The organism is Paracoccus stylophorae (assembly GCF_028553765.1).
Taxonomy (GTDB): domain Bacteria; phylum Pseudomonadota; class Alphaproteobacteria; order Rhodobacterales; family Rhodobacteraceae; genus Paracoccus; species Paracoccus stylophorae.
Window position 1 is genome coordinate 2057492 of the sequence record NZ_CP067134.1, and the last position, 19765, is coordinate 2077256.

17 protein-coding genes are annotated in these 19765 nt (G+C 67.7%); 3 read left to right on the plus strand and 14 right to left on the minus strand.

Going from position 1 to position 19765, the window contains the following annotated elements; all coding sequences use genetic code 11:
- Window positions 1-104: 104 nt before the first annotated feature.
- The 4 genes from JHW45_RS10100 to rpsA form a co-directional block, all read right to left on the minus strand.
- Window positions 105-737 carry a phosphoribosylanthranilate isomerase gene (locus tag JHW45_RS10100; RefSeq protein WP_272857576.1) on the minus strand — a complete coding sequence of 211 codons (633 nt, stop codon included), beginning with the start codon at window positions 735-737 and terminating at the stop codon, window positions 105-107.
- Window positions 738-746: 9 nt separating this feature from the next.
- On the minus strand, window positions 747-1202 hold the full coding sequence (locus JHW45_RS10105; protein WP_272857577.1) for a LapA family protein: 456 nt from the start codon (window positions 1200-1202) through the stop codon (window positions 747-749).
- A gap of 69 nt (window positions 1203-1271) precedes the next feature.
- Window positions 1272-1556, minus strand: coding sequence for an integration host factor subunit beta (ihfB, locus tag JHW45_RS10110; protein WP_272857578.1), 285 nt, complete (start codon window positions 1554-1556; stop codon window positions 1272-1274).
- 234 nt (window positions 1557-1790) lie between these two features.
- Window positions 1791-3470 (minus strand): 30S ribosomal protein S1, encoded by a 1680-nt coding sequence (rpsA, locus tag JHW45_RS10115; protein WP_272857579.1) that lies wholly within the window; start codon window positions 3468-3470, stop codon window positions 1791-1793.
- Window positions 3471-3779: 309 nt separating this feature from the next.
- Between rpsA and modA the strand changes: the two genes are divergently transcribed.
- The 3 genes from modA to modC are packed head-to-tail and all read left to right on the plus strand — an operon-like array spanning window position 3780 to window position 6293.
- Window positions 3780-4520 (plus strand): molybdate ABC transporter substrate-binding protein, encoded by a 741-nt coding sequence (modA, locus tag JHW45_RS10120; RefSeq protein WP_272857580.1) that lies wholly within the window; start codon window positions 3780-3782, stop codon window positions 4518-4520.
- Window position 4521: 1 nt separating this feature from the next.
- Window positions 4522-5217, plus strand: coding sequence for a molybdate ABC transporter permease subunit (gene modB, locus JHW45_RS10125; RefSeq protein ID WP_272857581.1), 696 nt, complete (start codon window positions 4522-4524; stop codon window positions 5215-5217).
- A complete protein-coding gene (modC, locus tag JHW45_RS10130; protein WP_272860594.1) occupies window positions 5214-6293 on the plus strand; it encodes a molybdenum ABC transporter ATP-binding protein in 1080 nt (359 codons plus the stop codon). Before modB ends, modC begins: the two co-directional genes overlap by 4 nt.
- On the opposite strand, the gene JHW45_RS10135 is transcribed toward modC, so the two are convergent.
- From JHW45_RS10135 to JHW45_RS10180, 10 genes are all read right to left on the minus strand, one after another.
- The gene (locus tag JHW45_RS10135; RefSeq protein WP_272857582.1) at window positions 6239-7117 is read right to left on the minus strand and encodes a metallophosphoesterase family protein; all 879 of its coding nucleotides are present in this window, start codon (window positions 7115-7117) and stop codon (window positions 6239-6241) included. The two genes, modC and JHW45_RS10135, sit on opposite strands and share 55 nt — an antisense overlap.
- Window positions 7114-8064: a diacylglycerol/lipid kinase family protein gene (locus JHW45_RS10140; protein ID WP_272857583.1), complete on the minus strand. Its 951-nt coding sequence runs from the start codon at window positions 8062-8064 to the stop codon at window positions 7114-7116. The genes JHW45_RS10135 and JHW45_RS10140 overlap by 4 nt, the downstream gene beginning before the upstream one ends.
- 66 nt (window positions 8065-8130) lie before the next feature.
- Window positions 8131-8331, minus strand: a complete 201-nt coding sequence (locus JHW45_RS10145; protein ID WP_272857584.1) for a formate dehydrogenase subunit delta — start codon at window positions 8329-8331, stop codon at window positions 8131-8133.
- On the minus strand, window positions 8321-9145 hold the full coding sequence (gene fdhD / locus JHW45_RS10150) for a formate dehydrogenase accessory sulfurtransferase FdhD (protein WP_272857585.1): 825 nt from the start codon (window positions 9143-9145) through the stop codon (window positions 8321-8323). The genes JHW45_RS10145 and fdhD overlap by 11 nt, the downstream gene beginning before the upstream one ends.
- Before the next feature lies 1 nt (window position 9146).
- Window positions 9147-12080 carry a formate dehydrogenase subunit alpha gene (gene fdhF / locus JHW45_RS10155; RefSeq protein ID WP_272857586.1) on the minus strand — a complete coding sequence of 978 codons (2934 nt, stop codon included), beginning with the start codon at window positions 12078-12080 and terminating at the stop codon, window positions 9147-9149.
- Complete coding sequence (locus JHW45_RS10160) at window positions 12077-13594, minus strand: formate dehydrogenase beta subunit (RefSeq protein WP_272857587.1); 1518 nt, start codon at window positions 13592-13594, stop codon at window positions 12077-12079. Before JHW45_RS10160 ends, fdhF begins: the two co-directional genes overlap by 4 nt.
- The gene (locus JHW45_RS10165; RefSeq protein ID WP_272857588.1) at window positions 13591-14067 is read right to left on the minus strand and encodes a formate dehydrogenase subunit gamma; all 477 of its coding nucleotides are present in this window, start codon (window positions 14065-14067) and stop codon (window positions 13591-13593) included. The genes JHW45_RS10160 and JHW45_RS10165 overlap by 4 nt, the downstream gene beginning before the upstream one ends.
- An 85-nt stretch (window positions 14068-14152) precedes the next feature.
- The gene (locus JHW45_RS10170; protein WP_272857589.1) at window positions 14153-15040 is read right to left on the minus strand and encodes a LysR family transcriptional regulator; all 888 of its coding nucleotides are present in this window, start codon (window positions 15038-15040) and stop codon (window positions 14153-14155) included.
- Between the two features lie 54 nt (window positions 15041-15094).
- On the minus strand, window positions 15095-18250 hold the full coding sequence (locus tag JHW45_RS10175; protein ID WP_272857590.1) for an efflux RND transporter permease subunit: 3156 nt from the start codon (window positions 18248-18250) through the stop codon (window positions 15095-15097).
- Between the two features lie 55 nt (window positions 18251-18305).
- On the minus strand, window positions 18306-19730 hold the full coding sequence (locus tag JHW45_RS10180) for an efflux RND transporter periplasmic adaptor subunit (protein ID WP_336385783.1): 1425 nt from the start codon (window positions 19728-19730) through the stop codon (window positions 18306-18308).
- Window positions 19731-19765: the final 35 nt, after the last annotated feature.

The following is a 19765-nucleotide window of genomic DNA, read 5'->3' on the forward strand; positions in this document are numbered from 1 at the left end:
ATTTGGACAAAGAAGAAGCCCGGACCGGTGTCTTACAGCCGATAGGGCGCGGGGTGAAGCCCATGCGGTCGTGCAAACGCCGCGCCGGATCGCGAGACGGGGGGTCAGCCGGCGGCGCGGATGAAATCGCGGATCAGGTCGCTGTCCTTGATGCCGGGCGCGGATTCGACGCCGGAGCTGACATCGACGGCCCGCGCCCCGGTCAGGCGGATCGCCTGTGCAACGTTGTCGGGCGTCAGGCCGCCGGCCAGCATCCATGGCCGCAGCCAGCGCCGTCCGACCAGCAGCCGCCAGTCGAAGGCCAGACCGTTGCCGCCGGGCAGCGTCGTGGTGCGCGGGGGCTTGGCATCGACCAGTAGCATGTCGGCCACCAATCCGTGATCGGTCAGCGCGGCCAGATCCTCGGGGCCGGCGATGCCCACGGCCTTCATCACCGGCAGCCCGGTCAGGGCCTTGATCGCACTGACGCGCGCCGGGGTTTCCCCGCCGTGAAGCTGGATCAGGTCCAGCGGCGTCTGCTGCAACGTCGCCTGCAACAGCGCATCGTCGGGATCGACGAACAGCCCGACCCGCGCCACGCCCGGCGGCACATCGGCACCCAGGGCGCGCGCCTGGGCCGGAGAGACGGCGCGCGGGGATCTGGCGAAAAAGACAAAGCCCAGATAGCGCGCGCCTGACGCGACCGCCGCCGCGACGTGCCCGGGCTGGCTGAGCCCGCAGATCTTGACCTGGGCCATGGCGGCGCGTCAGCGCGGGCCGGGCAAGGCGGTGCCGGGTGCCGCGCCGGCCGAGGCGACGGCGCGCTGGCCGGAGGCGGCATTGGCAGGCGGGGGCGCTGCGGGCGCAGTTTTCGGCTTCGGGCGATCCACGATGGCCAGGATTTCATCGCGCGGGGCGGCGTGGCGATCGCGCAGATTGCCGACCTCGGATTCCAGCCGCGCCACCTCGGCGCTGCGCTGGCGCGCCTCGCGGCGGATATGCGCCTCGCGCAGATATTCCCAGATCAGCCCGGCCAGCATCCCGGCCGCGAAGGCCAGGAAGATCACCAGGAACAGCGGCAGGTTCACCGACCACCGTCCGCCCAGATACTGCCCGAAATTCGCGGGAAAGGCCGACAGGGTGACCATGTCGCGATTGGCCAGCGCCACCGCAACCAGCACGATGGCAAGCAGGACGAGAAACAGCAGTCGGATGAAGCGCATCGGAAATCCTTGAACTCGCTGGCCGCGCCGGTCCCAATGCCGCACGGCCCTGGCGTCATTCTACGCCGGTCACGCCTCGCCGTTCAACCGATCGCGCAGCAATTTTCCGGTCTTGAAGAACGGCACGTGTTTTTCCTCGACCTCGACCGCCTCGCCGGTGCGGGGATTGCGGCCGGTGCGGGCATCGCGCTTCTTGACCGAGAAGGCGCCGAAACCGCGCAATTCCACGCGATTGCCGCGCGCCATCGCGTCGATGATCTCTTCGAAGACGGTGTTGACGATCCGCTCGACATCGCGCCGGAAGAGATGCGGATTTTCATCGGCGATCTTCTGGATCAGTTCGGAACGGATCATCCTTTTCCCCCTTGCACGCGGCAATGATGCGGTCGGCGCCGGCGACATGTGGATCGACCGTCACCCGTCCCGACAATCGCGCAACGCATGAAACAATTCCCCGGTTTCATAGCGATGCCAGCTTTGGCCGCGCCGCGCAAGCCGGTTGGACGGCGCAACCCCCGACAGGGACAAGAAAAAAGGCCCGCCTTCCCTGCGTGGAAGACGGGCCTGCAAAGCCTTGTTCGACGGCGATCAGCCGTTGCGGTTCAGCGCCGCGCCAAGGATGTCGCCCAGCGACGCGCCCGATTCCGAGCTGCCATACTGGTCGATCGCCTCTTTCTCTTCGGCGATCTCGCGCGCTTTGATCGACAGGCCCAGACGGCGGGTCTTGGTGTCGATATTGGTCACGCGCGCATCGACCTTGTCGCCGACCTGGAAACGCTCGGGGCGCTGGTCCTGGCGGTCGCGGGCCAGATCTGAGCGGCGGATGAACGACTTGACGCCGTTATACTCCACCTCCACGCCGCCATCCTCGATGGCCGTCACCTCGACCGTCACGATCGAGCCGCGCTTCACACCGTCCACGGCCTCGGCCATATGCTCGTTTTCAAGCGCCTTGATCGACAGGCTGATCCGCTCTTTCTCGACATCGACGTCCTGCACGACCGCCTTGACGACGTCGCCCTTGCGGAAGTCCTGGATCGCGTCTTCGCCGCGCGTGTCCCAGCTGATGTCCGACAGGTGGACCATGCCGTCGATGTCGCCTTCCAGACCGACGAACAGGCCGAATTCGGTGATGTTCTTCACCTCGCCCTCGATCACGGTGCCGGTCGGATGGGTCTCGGCGAACACCTCCCACGGGTTGCGCATGGTCTGTTTCAGACCCAGCGACACGCGGCGCTTGGCTTCGTCGATTTCCAGCACCATCACGTCAACCTCTTGCGAGGTGGACACGATCTTGCCCGGATGGACGTTCTTCTTGGTCCAGCTCATCTCGCTGACATGGACCAGACCCTCGACCCCGGCTTCCAGTTCGACGAAGGCGCCGTAATCGGTGATGTTGGTCACGCGGCCGGTATGGACGCTGCCGATCGGGAACTTGCTGGTGACGGTATCCCACGGATCGGCCTGAAGCTGCTTCATGCCCAGGCTGATGCGGTGGCTGTCCTTGTTGATCTTGATGACCTGGACATCGACATTCTCGCCGATGGACAGGATCTCGGACGGGTGGTTCACGCGCCGCCACGCCATGTCGGTGACGTGCAGCAGGCCGTCAACACCGCCCAGATCCACAAAGGCGCCGTATTCGGTGATGTTCTTGACCACGCCCTTGACGGTCTGGCCTTCGGTCAGGTTGGCGATGACCTCGGCGCGCTGTTCGGCGCGGCTTTCTTCCAGGATCGCGCGGCGCGAGACGACGATGTTGCCCCGGCGGCGGTCCATCTTCAGGATCTGGAACGGCTGTTTCAGACCCATCAGCGGGCCGGCATCGCGCACGGGACGCACATCCACCTGCGAGCCGGGCAGGAACGCGACGGCGCCGCCCAGATCGACGGTGAAGCCGCCCTTGACGCGGCCGAAGATGGCGCCTTCGACGCGCTCTTCATCGGCATAGGCTTTTTCCAGACGGTCCCAGGCTTCCTCGCGGCGGGCCTTTTCGCGGCTGATGCTGGCTTCGCCGCGGGCGTTTTCGACCCGGTCAAGATAGACCTCGACCTCGTCGCCGACGGACAGCTGGGCGTCTTCGCCGGGGTTCGCGAATTCCTTCAGATCGACGCGGCCTTCCATCTTGTAGCCCACGTCGATGATGGCCTGTCCCGCCTCGATGGCGATGACCCGGCCCTTGACGACGCTGCCCTCGGTGGGCGTGTCGATGTCGAGGCTTTCGTTCAGGAGGGCCTCGAACTCCTCCATGGTCGCTTTAGCGCACATATATAATCGGTTTCCTTCATGGCGATTTCACTGGCCAGACGGTTGGCTCCGCCGGTCTGTATGATGCCCTTCGTGGCAACGACAAAGGGTCGCGGCTGCACGCCCGACCCGAATGAATGCGGCCTGTTGTGACCACGTCGCCCGATTGACTGCGGCCCATATATGCGCGCGGGGCGCGATATTCAACCAAAACCTGACCGAAGCAACCTGACCGGGGAGCGGTTATGTCCGGCCGGAAATATCGCTTGCCATGCCCGCCGGGCCGGGGTGATATGTCCGCTGAAACATATCGAACTGTCGGAGAGCCCGATGCGCGCCAGCCTGATCGCCGCCTGCCTGCTGCTTGCCCCCCTGCCCGCCGCCGCCGAGATCACCGTCTTCGCCGCCGCCTCGCTGAAGAATGCGCTGGACCGGGTCGCGCAGGATTTCACCGCGGCCACGGGCGAAGGCGTCGTCGTGTCCTATGCCGGGTCGGGTCAGCTGGCGCGGCAGATCATCGCCGGGGCGCCGGCCGATCTGTTCATCTCGGCCAACCCGCAATGGATGGACGAGGTTCAGGACGCCGGTCTGGTCGCGGACGGCGCGCGCCGCGATCTGCTTGGAAACACTTTGGTCCTGATCGCGCACGGCACGGCGGCGGAACCGGTGGACATCGCCCATCTGCCCACGCGGTTGCAGGGCGGACGGCTGGCGATGGCGCTGGTCGATTCCGTGCCTGCGGGCCAATATGGCAAGGCGGCGCTGACCCATCTGGGCCTGTGGGACGCGCTTGCCCCGCATGTCGCCCAGACCGACAATGTCCGCGCCGCGCTGGCGCTGGTCGCGACCGGAGAGGCGCCGTTCGGCATCACCTATGCGACCGACGCCGTGGCCGAGGACAATGTCAGCGTCGCCGCCGAATTTCCCGCAGACAGCCATCCCGCCATCGTCTATCCGGCCGCGCTGCTGAGCGGTGCGGCGGAACCGGCCGGCCGCGCCTTTTTCGACGCGCTGTCGGGCGATGCGGCACGGGCCGCGTTCGAGGCGCAGGGTTTCCGGGTTCTGGACTAGCGTGACCGACTGGCTGGAACCGCAGGAATGGCAGGCCGTGGCGCTGTCGCTGCGCGTCTCGACCGTGGCGGTGCTGGCGTCGCTGCCCTTCGGTATCCTGGTGGCGCACGCGCTGGCGCGGTGGCGGTTTCCGGGGCGCGGTCTGCTGAACGGGCTGGTGCATCTGCCGCTGGTGCTGCCGCCGGTCGTCACCGGTTACCTGCTGCTGCTGACCTTCGGGCGGCGCGGCACGGTGGGTGCGTTTCTGGACCAGTTCGGCATCGTGTTCGCCTTTCGCTGGACGGGGGCGGCGCTGGCGGCGGCGATCATGGCGTTTCCGCTGATGGTGCGCGCGATCCGGCTGGCCATCGAGGCGGTCGATCCCCGGCTTGAACAGGCGGCGGCCACGCTTGGCGCCGGGCGTGGCTGGGTGTTTCTGACCGTCACCCTGCCGCTGATCCTGCCCGGCATCCTTGCGGGCATGGTGCTTGCCTTCGCCAAGGCGATGGGCGAATTCGGCGCGACGATCACCTTCGTGGCCAATATTCCCGGCCAGACCCAGACGCTGCCCTCGGCCATCTATGCGTTCCTGCAGGTGCCCGGCGGCGAGGATGCGGCGGCGCGGCTGGTGCTGATCGCGGTCGCCATCGCGATGGGCGCGGTGTTCCTGTCGGAATGGCTGGCCCGCGTGATCGCGCGCCGCATCCGGGGGGCGTGATGCTGTCGGTCGCGATCCGCCACGATTTCCCCGGTTTTTCACTGGATGCCGCGTTCCGCGCCCCGCCGGGCGTCACCGCCCTGTTCGGGCGGTCGGGATCGGGCAAGACCACCATCGTCAACGCGGTCGCGGGCCTGATGCGCCCCGATCACGGCCGGATCGAGGCCGACGGGCGGGTCCTGTCGGACAGCGTCACGGGCCGGTTCCTGCCGCCGCATCGGCGCGGCGTCGGCTATGTCTTTCAGCAGGCGCGGCTGTTTCCGCATCTGAACGTGCGCCAGAACCTGCTTTACGGCCGCTGGTTCGCGCGCGGACCGGGGGCCGATTTCGGGCGGATCGTCGATCTTCTGGGCATCGGTGCGCTGCTGACGCGCCGGCCCGCGGCGCTGTCGGGCGGCGAACGGCAGCGCGTGGCCCTGGGCCGCGCGATCCTGTCGAACCCCCGCCTTCTGCTGATGGACGAGCCGCTGGCGGCGCTGGATCAGGCCCGCAAGGCCGAGATTTTGCCCTATCTGGAACGGCTGCGCGATGAAACCGGGTTGCCGATCCTGTATGTCAGCCATTCGCCGGCCGAGGTGGCGCGGCTGGCCACGACCATCGTGCTGATCGAGGCCGGCCGCATCGTCGCCGCCGGTCCCGCCGCCGCGGTCCTGTCGGACCCTGCGACCGCCCCGGTCCTGGGCCTGCGCGAGGCGGGCGCGATCCTGACCGGCCGGGTCGCAGCCCATGACAGCGACGGGCTGAGCCGTCTGGACCTGCCGGCCGGCCCCGTCTGGCTGGCCCATGTCGAGGCCGTGCCCGGCACCGTGTTGCGACTGCGCATCCTGGCGCAGGACGTGATGATCGCGCTGGACCGGCCGCAGGGGATTTCCGCGCTGAACGTGCTGCCAGCCACGATCCGCGACCTGACGCGGGCCGAGAGCGGCGTTCTGGTCCGGCTGGATGTCGGGGCCGAGACATTGCTGGCGCGGATCACGCAGCGTTCGGCCAAAGGGCTGGATTTGCGGCCGGGACTGGCGGTTCACGCGGTGCTGAAGGCGGTCTCGGTCGCGCCGGGCAGCGTCGGCACCGGCTGACCACCTGCGGCGGAGTGATCTGCCGGCGTCGCCGGGTCCAGCGCCTGCCAGCCCTGCACCCCGCGCCGGAACGCCAGCATTTCGGGCGGGCGGAACCCGTCCTCGTCCATGCGGGCGATGTGGCGTTCGATGGTCAGATGATCGCCCTCGATCTCAAGCACCGCGAACTCGTTCTGCAGATCGCCCAGCCGCGCGCACAGCGCCGTGCCCGCCTGGATCTGCAGGATGTGGCGATGGCCGTGCGCCAGCAGCGCCTGCGCCGTCCACAGATGCAGATGCCCGCTCAGCACGATCTGCGCGCCCGCATCCTCAAGCCGGCGCAGCGCCTGCGGGGCGCGGCGCGCCAGTTGCTTGTCGATCCCCGGCAGATGTTGCAGCGGGTGATGCAGCGCCACGATATTCGTGGCCAGCGCGTCGAAGCCCGCGATCAGGCGGCCGATCTCTCCGTCGCGGATCACGCCCCGCTGCCATGTGAACGGATCGACGCTGTTCAGGCCCAGAACGCGGACGCGGCCCGCCGCGCGGGTCGGGGCAAGCTGGGGGTCGATCGCCTGGCGGTATTCCACCCACGGCGCGACGAACCGCACCGGGATGTTATACAGCGGCACATCGTGATTGCCCGGCACCGCCATGACCGGCGCGTTGATCCGTGCCAGAAACCGCGCCGCGTCGCGGAACTGCCCGGGACGGCCGCGATGGGTCAGATCGCCGGTGACGACGACAAGATCGGCGCGCGCGCGGTTGACGCGATCCAGCAACGGCCCGACCAGCGCCTGCCGGTGAAAGCCGAAATGCAGATCCGACAGATGCGCGATCCGGGTCACGCCGCGCCATCCTGCGTCTTGTCGGTGCCGTCTACGGGCAGCAGCACCCGCAACCCGCCATGCCAGACCTTCAGCTTCAGCGGCGAGGCCAGCACCGTCTTTTCCCCGTCATGCGCGATCAGCTGGCGTTTGCGGGGCGTCGAAATGGTCAGCTCACTCGTGGTCAGCAGGTCGAAATCGCTGTCCTTGGCGGATTTACCGAAGGCCAGCCGCAGCGCCGACCCGATCAGCGGCAGGGGCTGTTTGGCCTTGGCGATCAGCACCGCGAAATCGCCCTGCCTGATCGCGTCGGCCCCGTCCAGCCCGAACGTGTCCAGTTGATAGGCGCTGCGGGCGACGAAGACCAGCGCGGTGGTGAATTGCTGCGTCTTGCCATCGACGCAGGCGGTCAGGGTCATCGGCCGGCGCAGGCGCGGCAGCGCCACCAGCACCGACCAATAGGCCGCAAGGCGCGAACGTCCCCACCGCTTGTAGATGGTTTCGCGGGTCTTCAGGATATAGGGATAGGCGCCCAGGCTGACATTGTTCAGAAACACCAGATTCTCGACGCACCCGATATCGATGCTGGCGATGCGGGCATTCGCGATCGTCTCAAGCGCATCGTCCAGTTCCTCGCCCACGCCCAGATCGCGGGCGAAATAGTTGAAGGTGCCGCCGGGCAGCACGCCCATGACCGCGTCGGTCCCGGCCAGCGCGCCGGCGATGGCCGACTGCGTGCCGTCGCCGCCCGCCGCCACGATCACGTCGAACCCGTCATCGACCGCCCGGCCAGCCATCTTCACCAGATCCTGCCCGCGCCCGGTCTTGCGCAGGTCGAATTCGGCGCAGCGCGGGCGCAGCGCCCTGGTGACGGCATCGCTGAAGCCGCCCTCGTCCTTGCGCCCCGAGCCGAGATTCATGATGACGCAAACTCGGCTTTGCGACAGGTCGAAGGCGCGGTCCGGCATGGGGGATTCCGTCGGAAATGGGATGGGTTGCGGTTCGATCACCAACCCGCCAGACCGCGCAAGGTTTCACAACCGGCGCGCGGCTTCTTTCACCGACGGATTCAGGTCGTCGCCGCCGGCCTGGATATATTGCAGCAACTGCGCGCGCATCCGGGGTTCCCAGTAATCGCGCAGATGTTCGGCGATGCGTTCGGCGGAATCGCCCGGCTGGCTGTTGAAGAAGCCGGCGATCTGGTTGGCCATCATGACCATCTTTTCAGGCGACATCTGACACCTCGGTGTTCAGCCGTTCGGGATGCGAGAACAGGTCGAACCCCTCGCCGCGGGCAAAGGCCGCCAGGGTGATACCCGCGCCCTGCGCCAGCCGCAGCGCATGGGCGGTCGGGGCCGACACGGCGATCAGGAAACCGCCGCCCGCCATCGCGCATTTCTGCACCATCTCGACCGACACGCGGCTGGTCAGAACGAATGCCCCCTGCCCCGCATCCAGCCCCTGCCGCGCCATCGCGCCGATCAGCTTGTCCAGCGCGTTGTGGCGGCCCACATCCTCGCGCGCCAGCACGACCCCCTGTCCGGGCAGCAGAAATCCCGCCGCATGGACCGCAAGGCTTTGATCGTGCAGCGGCTGCCAGTCGCGCAGCGATTCGGCGGCCGACGCCACCTCGGCCGCGCCAAGGATCGGCCCCGCGCCGTGCAGATCGGGCAGGCTGCGCGACGCCTCGGCCAGGCTGTCGATGCCGCACAGCCCGCAGCCCACCGGCCCGGCCAGCGTCCGCCGCCGCGTCGCCAGCGCCGATGCGCGGTCGCCCTGCAACCACATCCGCGCCTCGATCCCCTGATCGTGATCGACGATCTCGCACGAGGCGATCTGGCCCGGATCGGTCACGATCCCCTCGGTCAGCGAAAACCCGGTGGCGAAGTCGCCGATATCGGCGGGCGTCGCCATCATCACCGCCAGCGTGGTGCCGTCATATACCATCGCGACCGGCGTCTCCTCGGGCAGGATGCGGCGCACGGGATGGCGGCTGCCCGGTCGGACATGGTCGGCGGCGGCCGTCGTCAGGGGGTCGGGAAGCGTCATGTCATTCGGCCGCCGGCAGGATCCGGCGCGACTGTCGGGCGTGTTCACGGTAATCTTCCTGCCATTCCGACGGCCCGTTCGAGCGGCTGACCTGCACGGCGGTCACCTTGTATTCCGGGCAGTTCGTCGCCCAGTCGGAATATTCGGTGGTGACGACATTGGCCTGCGTGTCGGGGTGGTGGAAGGTGGTATAGACCACGCCGGGCGCGACACGGTCGGTCAGCGTCGCCTTCAGCGTCGTCTCGCCCGAGCGCGAGGCCAGCCGGACCCAGTCGCCCTCGGCCACGCCGCGCAGTTCGGCGTCGTGGGGATGGATCTCCAGCAGATCCTCGGGGTGCCACAGGATGTTCGCGGTCCGCCGCGTCTGCGCGCCGACATTGTATTGCGACAGGATGCGCCCGGTGGTCAGCAGCAGCGGGAAACGCGGCCCCGACCGTTCGTCGGTGGGCACGTATTCGGTGACGATGAAATGCCCCTTGCCGGACACGAAGTGATCGACATGCATGGTCGGCGTGCCGTCCGGCGCGTCGGTGTTGCAGGGCCATTGCACGCTGCCCTTTTCTTCCAGCATCTCGAAGCTGACGCCGGCAAAGCTGGGCGTGGTCGCGGCGATCTCGTCCATGATCTGGCTGGCATGGGTATAGTGCCAGTCCGCGCCCATCGCATTCGCCAGAAGCTGCGTCACCTGCCAGTCCTCGTATCCGTTCAGCGGCGCCATCACGCGGCGGACGCGGTTGATGCGGCGTTCGGCGTTGGTGAACGTGCCCTCCTTTTCCAGAAAGGTCGATCCGGGCAGGAAGACATGGGCATAGTTTGCCGTCTCGTTCAGGAACAGGTCGTGGACGATCACGCATTCCATCGCCGCCAGCCCCGCCGCGACATGCTGCGTGTCGGGGTCCGATTGCAGGATATCCTCGCCCTGGCAGTAAAGCCCCTTGAACGTGCCATCGACGGCGGCATCCAGCATGTTGGGGATGCGCAGACCGGGTTCGGGGTCGATTGCCACGCCCCAGGCGCGTTCATAGATCCGGCGCACATCGGGCAGCTTCACGTGGCGATAGCCGGGCAATTCGTGCGGAAAGCTGCCCATGTCGCAACTGCCCTGCACGTTGTTCTGGCCGCGCAGCGGGTTCACGCCCACCCCCTCGCGCCCGACATTGCCGGTCAGCATGGCCAGATTGGCGATCCCCATGACGGTGGTCGAGCCCTGGCTGTGTTCCGTCACGCCCAGCCCGTAATAGATCGCGCCGTTGCCGCCGGTGGCATAAAGCCGGGCGGCCTCGCGCAGCTCGGCGGCGGGCACGCCGGTCAGGGCCTCGGTGACTTCCGGGCTGTGGCGGTCCTGGCGGATGAAATCGACGTAATGCTGGAATTCGTCCCAGTCGCAGCGTTCGCGGATGAAATCCTCGTTCACCAGCCCTTCGGTGACGATCACATGGGCCATCGCGCTGACCACCGCCACGTTGGTGCCGGGGCGCAGGGGCAGATGGAACGCCGCCTCGACATGCGGGCTGCGGACCATGCCGATGCGGCGCGGATCGACGACGATCACCTTTGCGCCCTGCCGCACGCGCCGTTTCATGCGCGAGGCGAAGACCGGATGCGCATCGGTCGGGTTGGCGCCGATGATCACGATGACATCGCTGCGATCGACGCTGTCGAAATCCTGCGTCCCGGCCGAGGTGCCGAAGGTCTTGCCCAGCCCGTATCCGGTGGGCGAATGGCACACGCGGGCGCAGGTGTCGGTGTTGTTGTTCCGAAACACCGCCCGCGCCAGTTTCTGCACCAGATAGGTTTCCTCGTTGGTGCAGCGGCTTGAGGTGATGACCCCGATGGACCGGCGGCCATGCCTGTCCTGCAACGCCTTCATCCGGTCCGCGGCGAATCTCAGCGCCTCGTCCCAGTCCACCTCGCGCCACGGATCGGTGATCCTGTCGCGGATCATCGGCTTCAGGATGCGGTCGCGGTGATTGGCGTAACCATAGGCAAAGCGCCCCTTGACGCAGCTGTGCCCGTGATTGGCCTTGCCGTGCTTGTAGGGCACCATGCGGACCAGCTGATCGCCGTTCAGCTCGGCCTTGAACGAACAGCCGACGCCGCAATAGGCGCAGGTGGTGATCACCGCGCGCTGCGGCGTGCCCAGCTCGATCACCGATTTTTCCTGAAGGGTCGCGGTGGGACAGGCCTGCACGCAGGCCCCGCAGCTGACGCAGTCCGAGGTCAGGAAATCGTCGCCCGCCGTGCCGGCGCTGACCTTGCTGTCGAACCCGCGGCCCTCGATGGTCAGCGCAAAGGTGCCCTGCACCTCGTCGCAGGCCCGCACGCAGCGCGAGCAGACGATGCATTTCGACGGATCGAAGGTGAAATAGGGGTTGCTTTCGTCCTTGGGCGTATACAGCGGATTGGCCTGATCCACCGGCATCCGCAGCCGCGCCTCGGCCTGGCTGCGCGCGCCGGTGCCCGATTGGTCGAAATGGTTCTGACCGGGGGTATAGCGCACGTCGCGCAGCCCCACCTGCCCCGCCGTGTCCTGCAACTCGCAATCGCCATTGGCCGAGCAGGTCAGGCAGTCCAGCGGATGGTCGCTGATATACAACTCCATCACGCCCCGGCGCAGCCGCTGGATGCGGCCGGTCTGGGTGTGGACCACCATCCCCTCGGCCACCGGCGTCGTGCACGAGGCGGGGGTGCCCTTGCGCCCCTCGATCTCGACCACGCACAGCCGGCACGACCCGAACGCTTCCATGTTGTCGCTGGCGCACAGCTTGGGCACCATGATCCCGGCCAGCGCCGCGGCGCGCATGACCGACGTGCCCTCGGGGACGGTCACGTCCAGCCCGTCAACGGTCAACGAGACCGGACGGCCGCTGCGGGCGGGGGTGCCCAGATCGCGTTCGTCGTCCGGGGGAAACTGGGGAAGGATGAAGTCCTTCATTCTGCGGCCTCCTTGCGGGTCGCGAAATCGTCGGGAAAGCCGCGCAGCGCGGACATCACCGGATACGGTGTGAACCCGCCCAACGCGCATAACGACCCGTCGCGCATTGTATCACAAAGATCGGTCAAAAGCGCGACCGCCCTGGCGTCGCCCGCCGCGATGCGGTCGATGGTCTCGACGCCGCGCACCGCGCCGATGCGGCAGGGCGTGCATTTGCCGCAGGATTCGACGGCGCAGAACTCCATCGCGAAGCGCGCCATCTGCATCATGTCGGCGGTGTCGTCGAACAGCACCAGCCCGGCATGACCGATCAGCCCGCCCTGTTCGTCGAATTCCTCGTATCCCATCGGCGTGTCGAACTGGTCGGGGCGCATATAGGCACCAAGCGGCCCGCCCACCTGCACCGCCTTGACCGGCCGGCCGCTGGCGGTGCCGCCGGCGATGTCGTTCACCACCTCGCCCAGGGACAGGCCGAACCCGGCCTCGAACAGCCCGCCGCGCCGTGCGTTGCCCGCAATCTGCAAGGTCACCGTCCCGCGCGAGCGGTTGTGGCCCAGCCCGGCATACAGATCCGCGCCGCGTTCGAAGATCACCGGCACGCTGGCCAGGCTGATGACGTTGTTGACGACCGTGGGCTGGCCCAGAAACCCCGACAGCGCCGGCAGCGGCGGCTTGGCGCGCACCACACCGCGCTTGCCCTCAAGGCTGTTCAGAAGGCTGGTTTCCTCGCCGCAGACATAGGCGCCCGCGCCCTTGCGGATTTCCATGTCGAATTGGTGGCCGGTGTCCAGCACCGATGGCCCCAGCAGGCCGCGTTCGCGCGCGATTTGCACGGCGGCGTTCATCACCCTGATCGCGTCGGGATATTCGCTGCGCAGATAGACATAGCCGCGCGTCGCGCCGACGCCGATCCCGGCGATGATCATGCCTTCGATCAGGGTGAATGGATCGCCCTCCATCAGCATCCGGTCGGCGAATGTGCCGCTGTCGCCTTCATCGGCGTTGCAGACGATGTATTTCTGCGCCGCCCGCGCCTGCATCACCGTCTTCCACTTGATGCCGGTGGGAAATCCCGCCCCGCCGCGCCCGCGCAGGCCGCTGTCGGTGACCTGCTGCACGATGGCGTCGGGGGTCATGGCGGCGGCGCGGCGCAGCCCGGCCAGTCCGCCGCGCGCCGCATATCCGTCCAGATCCAGCGGTTCGGTCACGCCGCAGCGGGCGAAGGTCAGGCGGGTCTGGCGGCGCATCCAGTCCAGATCCTCGACCAGGCCAAGGCTGTCCAGCGTGCCGTCCAGCAGCGCGCCCGCATCCTCGGGCGCGACCGGGCCGAAGCCCACGCGCCCTTCATCCGTCTCGACCTCGACCAGCGGTTCAAGCCAGATCATCCCGCGCGTGCCGTTGCGCGCGATCTGCACGTCGATGCCGCGCGACGCGGCCTCGCGCGCGATCGCCGTCGCGACCTCGTCGGCGCCGACGGCCCGTGCGGCGCTGTCCATGGGAACCCAGATCTTCATGCCCCGGCCTCGTCCAGCAGCCTGTTCATCCGCGCATCGTCCAGCCGCGCGACGACGCGGTCGTCCAGCATCGCGGCCGGCGCGCAGGCGCACATGCCCAGGCAATAGACCGGCTCGACCGTCACCGCGCCGTTCGCGGTGGTGTCGTGCCAGCCGATGCCAAGCCGGTCCAGCGTCGCGTCGGCCAGCGCCGCCCCGCCCATCGACTGGCAGGCTTCGGCCCGGCAGATGCGCAGGATATGCCGGCCCGCCGGGACCTTGCGGAAATCGTGATAGAAGCTGACGACGCCATGCACCTCGGCCCGGCCCAAGTTCAAAAGATCCGCCAGAACCTGCAAGGCGGCGTCGGGGATGCAGCCATAGGCGTCCTGCACCGCGTGCAGCATCGGCAGAAGCGGACCTTCCAGCCCGGTCAGGGGCGCGACAAGCGTCCGGATCTCCTCATCCGAGGGGGCTGGCGATGAAAACGTCATGGCTGGCCTTTCGACAGGTTCGATGCCACAGCAAACAGGGTTGATGATCGAAAATCAATAACGCAGTTCCGTCAGTCGATAGGGTTCAGCTATCGGAAACCATGCGCCGCGCCTCGGCCAGCAGCGCCTCCAGCACCGGGGTGTGCGGCTCGCGCCAGGGTGCGACCAGACCGACCGCATGGGTGCTTTGCGGCGGCTCCAGCGGGACCAGCGCCAGCGTCTTGCCCTGCGCCAGAAACACCGCGATGTCCTCGGGCAGGATGGTCAGCCAGCCGCCTTCCAGCACATGCGCGACCAGCACCACGGTCGAACTGGATTCGACCGTCGCCTGCGGCGTCACGCCGGCCGACATCAGGTTGCGGTTGATGATCCGCCGGTTCTGCATGTCCGACGACAAAAGGCACAGCCGCTGCCCGGCCAGATCCGACCACGCCACACGGCGCTGCCGCGCCAGCGCCGATCCCTGGTTGCAGACCAGCATGTAGCGTTCGTCATACAGCGGAACCGTGCTGACCTTGCCCAGGGGTTCGTTGTCCAGATACGAGATGCCCGCGTCGATATCCAGATCGTCGATCATTTGCAGGATCTCGGCCGAGGTGCGCGACAGGATGGTGAAGCCCACGTTTGGATGGGCGATGCCGAACCGCGCGCTGATCTTGGCCGCCCATGTCAGCGCGGTGGGGATCACGGCGATCCGCAGGCGCCCCGACAGGCCGTGACGGGTGGCGCGCATCTCCTCGCGCAGTTGCCGTGCGTCGCCCACGATCCGGCGCGCCCAGACCAGCGTGGACTGGCCTTCGGGCGTCAGCCCGCCGAACCGCGATCCGCGAAAGATCAGCAGCACGCCCAGCTGCGCCTCAAGCTGCCGGATGCCGGCCGACAGGGTCGGCTGCGCGATGCCCAGCGACCGGGCGGCGCGGCCGAAATGCCCTTCCTTGGCCACCGCCAGAAACATTTCCAGCTTGTCGATCACCGCCTGTCACCCCTTGCGCCTGCCCGGCCATCAAGCCGGGCGCGGCGGTCCGGGTCAACCGGTCGGCGCGGTGTCGGGCGACGTATCCGGCGCGGCGTCGGAGGCGGGATCGTCGTCGTATTTGTCCTTGCGGCCCAGCAGACGCCGCATCAGCACATAGAACAGCGGCGCGAACAGGATGCCGAACGCGGTTGCGGCCAGCGTGCCGCCCAGCACCGTGGCGCCGATGGCGTTGCGGCCATTCGCGCCCGCCCCGGTGGACAGCGCCAGCGGCAGCACCCCCAGCGAGAACGCGATCGAGGTCATCAGGATCGGGCGGAAACGCTGGCGCGCGGCCTCGACCACGGCGCGATACAGCGGCACCCCGGCCTCGGACTGTTCGCGGGCGAATTCGACGATCAGGATGGCGTTCTTGCCGGTCAGACCGATCACCGTCAGCAGCCCGACCTGAAAGAACACGCCATTGTCGAACTGCCCCACGAACGCCCCCAGCAACGCGCCGAGGATACCGATGGGCATGACCAGGATGACCGCCAGCGGGATCGACCAGCTTTCATACAGCGCCGCAAGACACAGAAACACCGCCGCCAGCGACAGCCCGTAAAGCAGCATCGTCTGGTCGCCCGATTCGCGTTCCTCCAGCGACAGGCCGGTCCAGGCGACGTCGAAGCCGCCCGGCAGCTGGCTGACCATCTGTTCGATCTCGGCCATCGCCTCGCCCGAGGTGACGCCTTCGGCGGGGCTGCCCTGAATCTGCATCGAGGGAATCCCGTTATAGCGGTTCAGACCCTGCGGACCGAACGTCCATTCCCCCTCGGAAAAGTTCGAGAACGGCACCAGCCCGCCCGACACGTTGCGCACCCGCCACTTGTCGAAATCCGACGGGGTGGCGCGCGAATCCGGCTCGCCCTGCACATAGACGCGCTTGATCCGGCCGCGATCGACGAAATCGTTCACATAGGCCCCGGTCCACGCGACGCGCAGCAGGTTGGCCACGTCGTTGGCGGTGATGCCCATCGCGCCGGCCTTGCGCCAGTCCACGTCCAGGCGGAACTGCGCCGCATCCTCCAGCCCGGAGGGGCGGACCTGGGCGATCATCGGGTTCTGCGCGGCCATGCCCAGAAGCTGGTTGCGCGCATCCAGAAGCTGATCGTGCGACTGGCCGCCGCGCGCCTGAAGGAAGAAATCGAAACCCGACACGTTGCCCAATTCGATCACCGAAGGCGGCACGATGGGAAACACCATCGCGTCCTGGATCTGGCTCAGCGCGCCAAAGGATCGCCCGGCCAGCGCCTGCACCGACAGCGACGGGTCCAGCCGTTCCTTCCAGTCCTTCAGGCGCACGAAGGCCAGACCCACATTCTGCCCCTGCCCGGCAAAGCTGAACCCGGCGACGGCAAAGACCGATTCGACCGCCTCCTGTTCCTGGGTCAGGAAATACTGTTCGATCTGGTCCAGAACGTCGTTCGTGCGTTCGGTCGTGGCGCCGGTCGGCCCCTGCACCAGCACGAACATGATCCCCTGATCCTCGTCGGGCAGGAAGCCCTCGGGCGTGCGGATGAACAGCAGGACCATCGCCGCGCCCAGCGCGGCATAGATCAGCAGCATCCGCAACGGCCGGCGCACCAGCCAGCCCACCGCGCTGGTATAGCCGTTCGTGGTGCTGTCGAAGCCGCGGTTGAACAGGCCGAAAAGCCCGCGCGTCCGGGGCTGCGAATGGCGCAGGAACTGCGCGCACAGCGCCGGGGTCAGGGTCAGCGCCACGACCACCGACAGCCCCATCGCCGACACGATGGTGATGGCGAATTGCTGATAGATCACGCCGGTCGAGCCGGGGAAGAAGGCCATCGGCACGAACACCGCCGACAGCACCAGCGCGATGCCGACCAGCGCGCCGGTGATCTGGCCCATCGACTTGCGCGTGGCCTCGCGCGGCGACAGCCCTTCCTCGTCCATGATCCGCTCGACGTTTTCGACCACGACGATGGCGTCGTCCACCAGAAGGCCGATGGCCAGCACCATCGCCAGCATCGTCAGCGTGTTGATGGTGAACCCGAACGCCGCCATGATCCCGAACGTGCCCAGCAGCACGATGGGCACGGCCAGCGTCGGAATCAGCGTCGCCCGCCAGCTTTGCAGGAACAGATACATCACCGCCGTGACCAGGATGATGGCCTCGATCAGGGTCTTGACCACCTCCTCGATCGAGATTGCGACGAAGGGCGAGGTGTCGAACGGGATGACATAGGTCACGCCTTCGGGAAAGAACTGCGCGAATTCCTCCATCCGGTCCTTGACCCGCTCGGCGGTCTCAAGCGAGTTTGCGCCCGGCGCCAGGCTGATCGCCATCCCCGATGACGGCCGGCCGTTATAGGTCGCCTCGGCGGAATAGCTTTCGGCCCCGATCTCGACCCGCGCCACGTCCTGCAACAGGACCAGGCCGCCATTCTCTTCGGCGCGCAGCACGATCTGGCGAAAATCCTCGGGCGTGGACAACAGCGACTGCGCGGTGACGGTGGCGTTCAGTTGCTGGCCTTCGGGGGCGGGCTGATCGCCGAACGCCCCGGCCGAAATCTGCGTGTTCTGCGCCGAGACGGCAGCGACCACATCCGACGGCGTGATCTCGTAGCCGGCCAGTTTCGAGGGGTCCAGCCAGATCCGCATCGCGTATCTGGCGCCGAAGACCTGCACGCTGCCCACCCCCTCGACCCGGCTGAGATCGTCCACGAGGTTGGTGACCAGGTAATCCGACAGGTCGGTCTGGTCGTAATTCTCGTTCCCGATCAGGCCCACGACCATCAGGAACCCCGAGGCGGATTTGCTGACCGTCACCCCCTGACGCTGGACGGGTTCGGGCAGCAGCGGCGTCGCCTGCGACAGCTTGTTCTGGACCTGCACCTGCGCGATGTCGATATCGGTGCCGGTCTCGAAGGTCAGCGTCGTGCTGGAACTGCCTGCGGAACTGGACGACGACGACATGTAGCGCAGCCCGTCAAGCCCGGTCATCTGCTGTTCGATCACCTGCGTCACGGTATTGGCCACCGTATCGGCCGAAGCGCCGGGATAGGTGGCGCGGATCGTCACCGAGGGCGGCGCGATCTGCGGATATTGCGCGATCGGCAGGGTCAGGATCGACAGCACGCCGATCCCCATGATGATGATCGAGATCACCCACGCGAAAACCGGACGGTCGATGAAAAAACGGGCCATGGCTGAACTTTCGCTGGTCTTCGCGCTGGTCGGTATCGCGGCGGTCGGTCTGGTTTCAGTTGCTGTCGGCGTCGGTCTCGGCAGCCGCCGCGTCCGGCGCGGCCGTGTCGGCGGCGGCAGGGGCGGCGGCAGCGGCGGCATCCGCGCTTTGCGCGTCGCCTGCCGGTGCGTTGTCTGCGGGTGCCTCGCCCGCCGGAGCGGTGTCTGCGGGTGCAGTGTCTGCCGGTGCCGCGTCGGTCGGTGCCGCGTCGGTCGGGCTCTCCCCCGCCGGCGCTTCCCCTGCCGCAGCGTCAGCAGCCGGCGGCGCGTCGGCCGCAGCATCGGTCGGCGTTTCGGCACTATCCGCGGCCTGCGGCGCGCGTTCCTCGGGCGTCACGGTCATGCCGGGGCCGATCTTCTGCAAGCCGGCCACGACGATGCGATCGCCTTCGGCCAGCCCCTCGCGCACGATCCACTGATTGCCGCGATCCTGCACGATCTCAAGCTTGCGTTCCTCGACCACGTTGTCGGCGTTGACCACCATCGCCACCGGGCGGCCGCGGCGGTCGCGGGTCACGCCTTCCTGCGGGGCAAGGATCGCGCCCTTCAGTTCGGCCTGCGGGATGTCGGCCAGCACATACATGCCGGGCAGCAACAGCCCCTCGGGGTTCGGCACCTCCATGCGCAGGGTGATCAGACCGGTCATCTCGTCCACATGCGGCTCGGCCGCGGTCAGCGATCCGGTGCGATCATAGGTCGATCCGTCGGCCAGCCGCAGGGTGACGGTGCGGTCCGCGCCCTTGGGCAGCGAGGCGGCGGGTCCCTGGCGCTGCCAGCGGATGATTTCGGCGGCGGACTGGGTCACGTCGACGCGCACCGGGTCGATCTTGCGGATGACGGCCAGCGGGCTTGCCTGACTGGCCGTCACCAGCGCGCCCTGGCTGGCCTGCGCCAGACCGATGACGCCGTCGATCGGCGCGGTGATGGTGGTGCGGTCCAGTTCGATGCGGGCCGACTGCAACTGCGCCTCGGCGGCCTTGACGGCGGCTTCGGCGGCATCGCGGGCGGCGACGGCGCTGTCCTGCGTCTGTTCGCTGGCCACCCGGCGGTCGCGCAGCTCGGCCACCCGTTCGGCGTCGCGCCGCGCCGATTCGGCCTGCGCCTGCGCCTGCGCCAGCGCGGCCTCGGCCTGCGCGACGCCGGCTTCATAGCTGCGCGGGTCGATGCGATACAGCGGATCGCCCGCCTTGACGGGGCTGCCTTCCTCGAACAGGCGTTCCATGATGATGCCGTTCACCTGCGGCCGCAGTTCGGCCTCGGCCGAGGCCACGACCCGTCCCGGCAGGCTGGCCGTCAGCGTCACGTCCGATCCGTGCAGCGTCTGCACCGTCACCGCCGGCGGAGGCGCCTCGCCCCCCTGCTGCTGCGCGCGCGCCGGCATGGCCGCTACCTGCACCGACAACGCGCCGGCGAGGACAAGGATTAGGGTCAGCGTTTTCATGCTGTCAGGTCCGCTTCGTAGGGAAGGATCAGGAT

Excerpts from the sequence above, each read along its gene's own strand:
- JHW45_RS10100 (WP_272857576.1), bottom strand. The coding sequence starts at position 737 with ATGGCCCAGGTCAAGATCTGCGGGCTCAGCCAGCCCGGGCACGTCGCG.
- JHW45_RS10105 (WP_272857577.1), bottom strand. The coding sequence starts at position 1,202 with ATGCGCTTCATCCGACTGCTGTTTCTCGTCCTGCTTGCCATCGTGCTG.
- ihfB (WP_272857578.1), bottom strand. The coding sequence starts at position 1,556 with ATGATCCGTTCCGAACTGATCCAGAAGATCGCCGATGAAAATCCGCAT.
- rpsA (WP_272857579.1), bottom strand. The coding sequence starts at position 3,470 with ATGTGCGCTAAAGCGACCATGGAGGAGTTCGAGGCCCTCCTGAACGAA.
- modA (WP_272857580.1), top strand. The coding sequence starts at position 3,780 with ATGCGCGCCAGCCTGATCGCCGCCTGCCTGCTGCTTGCCCCCCTGCCC.
- JHW45_RS10140 (WP_272857583.1), bottom strand. The coding sequence starts at position 8,064 with ATGCCGGACCGCGCCTTCGACCTGTCGCAAAGCCGAGTTTGCGTCATC.
- JHW45_RS10145 (WP_272857584.1), bottom strand. The coding sequence starts at position 8,331 with ATGTCGCCTGAAAAGATGGTCATGATGGCCAACCAGATCGCCGGCTTC.
- fdhD (WP_272857585.1), bottom strand. The coding sequence starts at position 9,145 with ATGACGCTTCCCGACCCCCTGACGACGGCCGCCGCCGACCATGTCCGA.
- fdhF (WP_272857586.1), bottom strand. The coding sequence starts at position 12,080 with ATGAAGGACTTCATCCTTCCCCAGTTTCCCCCGGACGACGAACGCGAT.
- JHW45_RS10160 (WP_272857587.1), bottom strand. The coding sequence starts at position 13,594 with ATGAAGATCTGGGTTCCCATGGACAGCGCCGCACGGGCCGTCGGCGCC.
- JHW45_RS10165 (WP_272857588.1), bottom strand. The coding sequence starts at position 14,067 with ATGACGTTTTCATCGCCAGCCCCCTCGGATGAGGAGATCCGGACGCTT.
- JHW45_RS10175 (WP_272857590.1), bottom strand. The coding sequence starts at position 18,250 with ATGGCCCGTTTTTTCATCGACCGTCCGGTTTTCGCGTGGGTGATCTCG.
- JHW45_RS10180 (WP_336385783.1), bottom strand. The coding sequence starts at position 19,730 with ATGAAAACGCTGACCCTAATCCTTGTCCTCGCCGGCGCGTTGTCGGTG.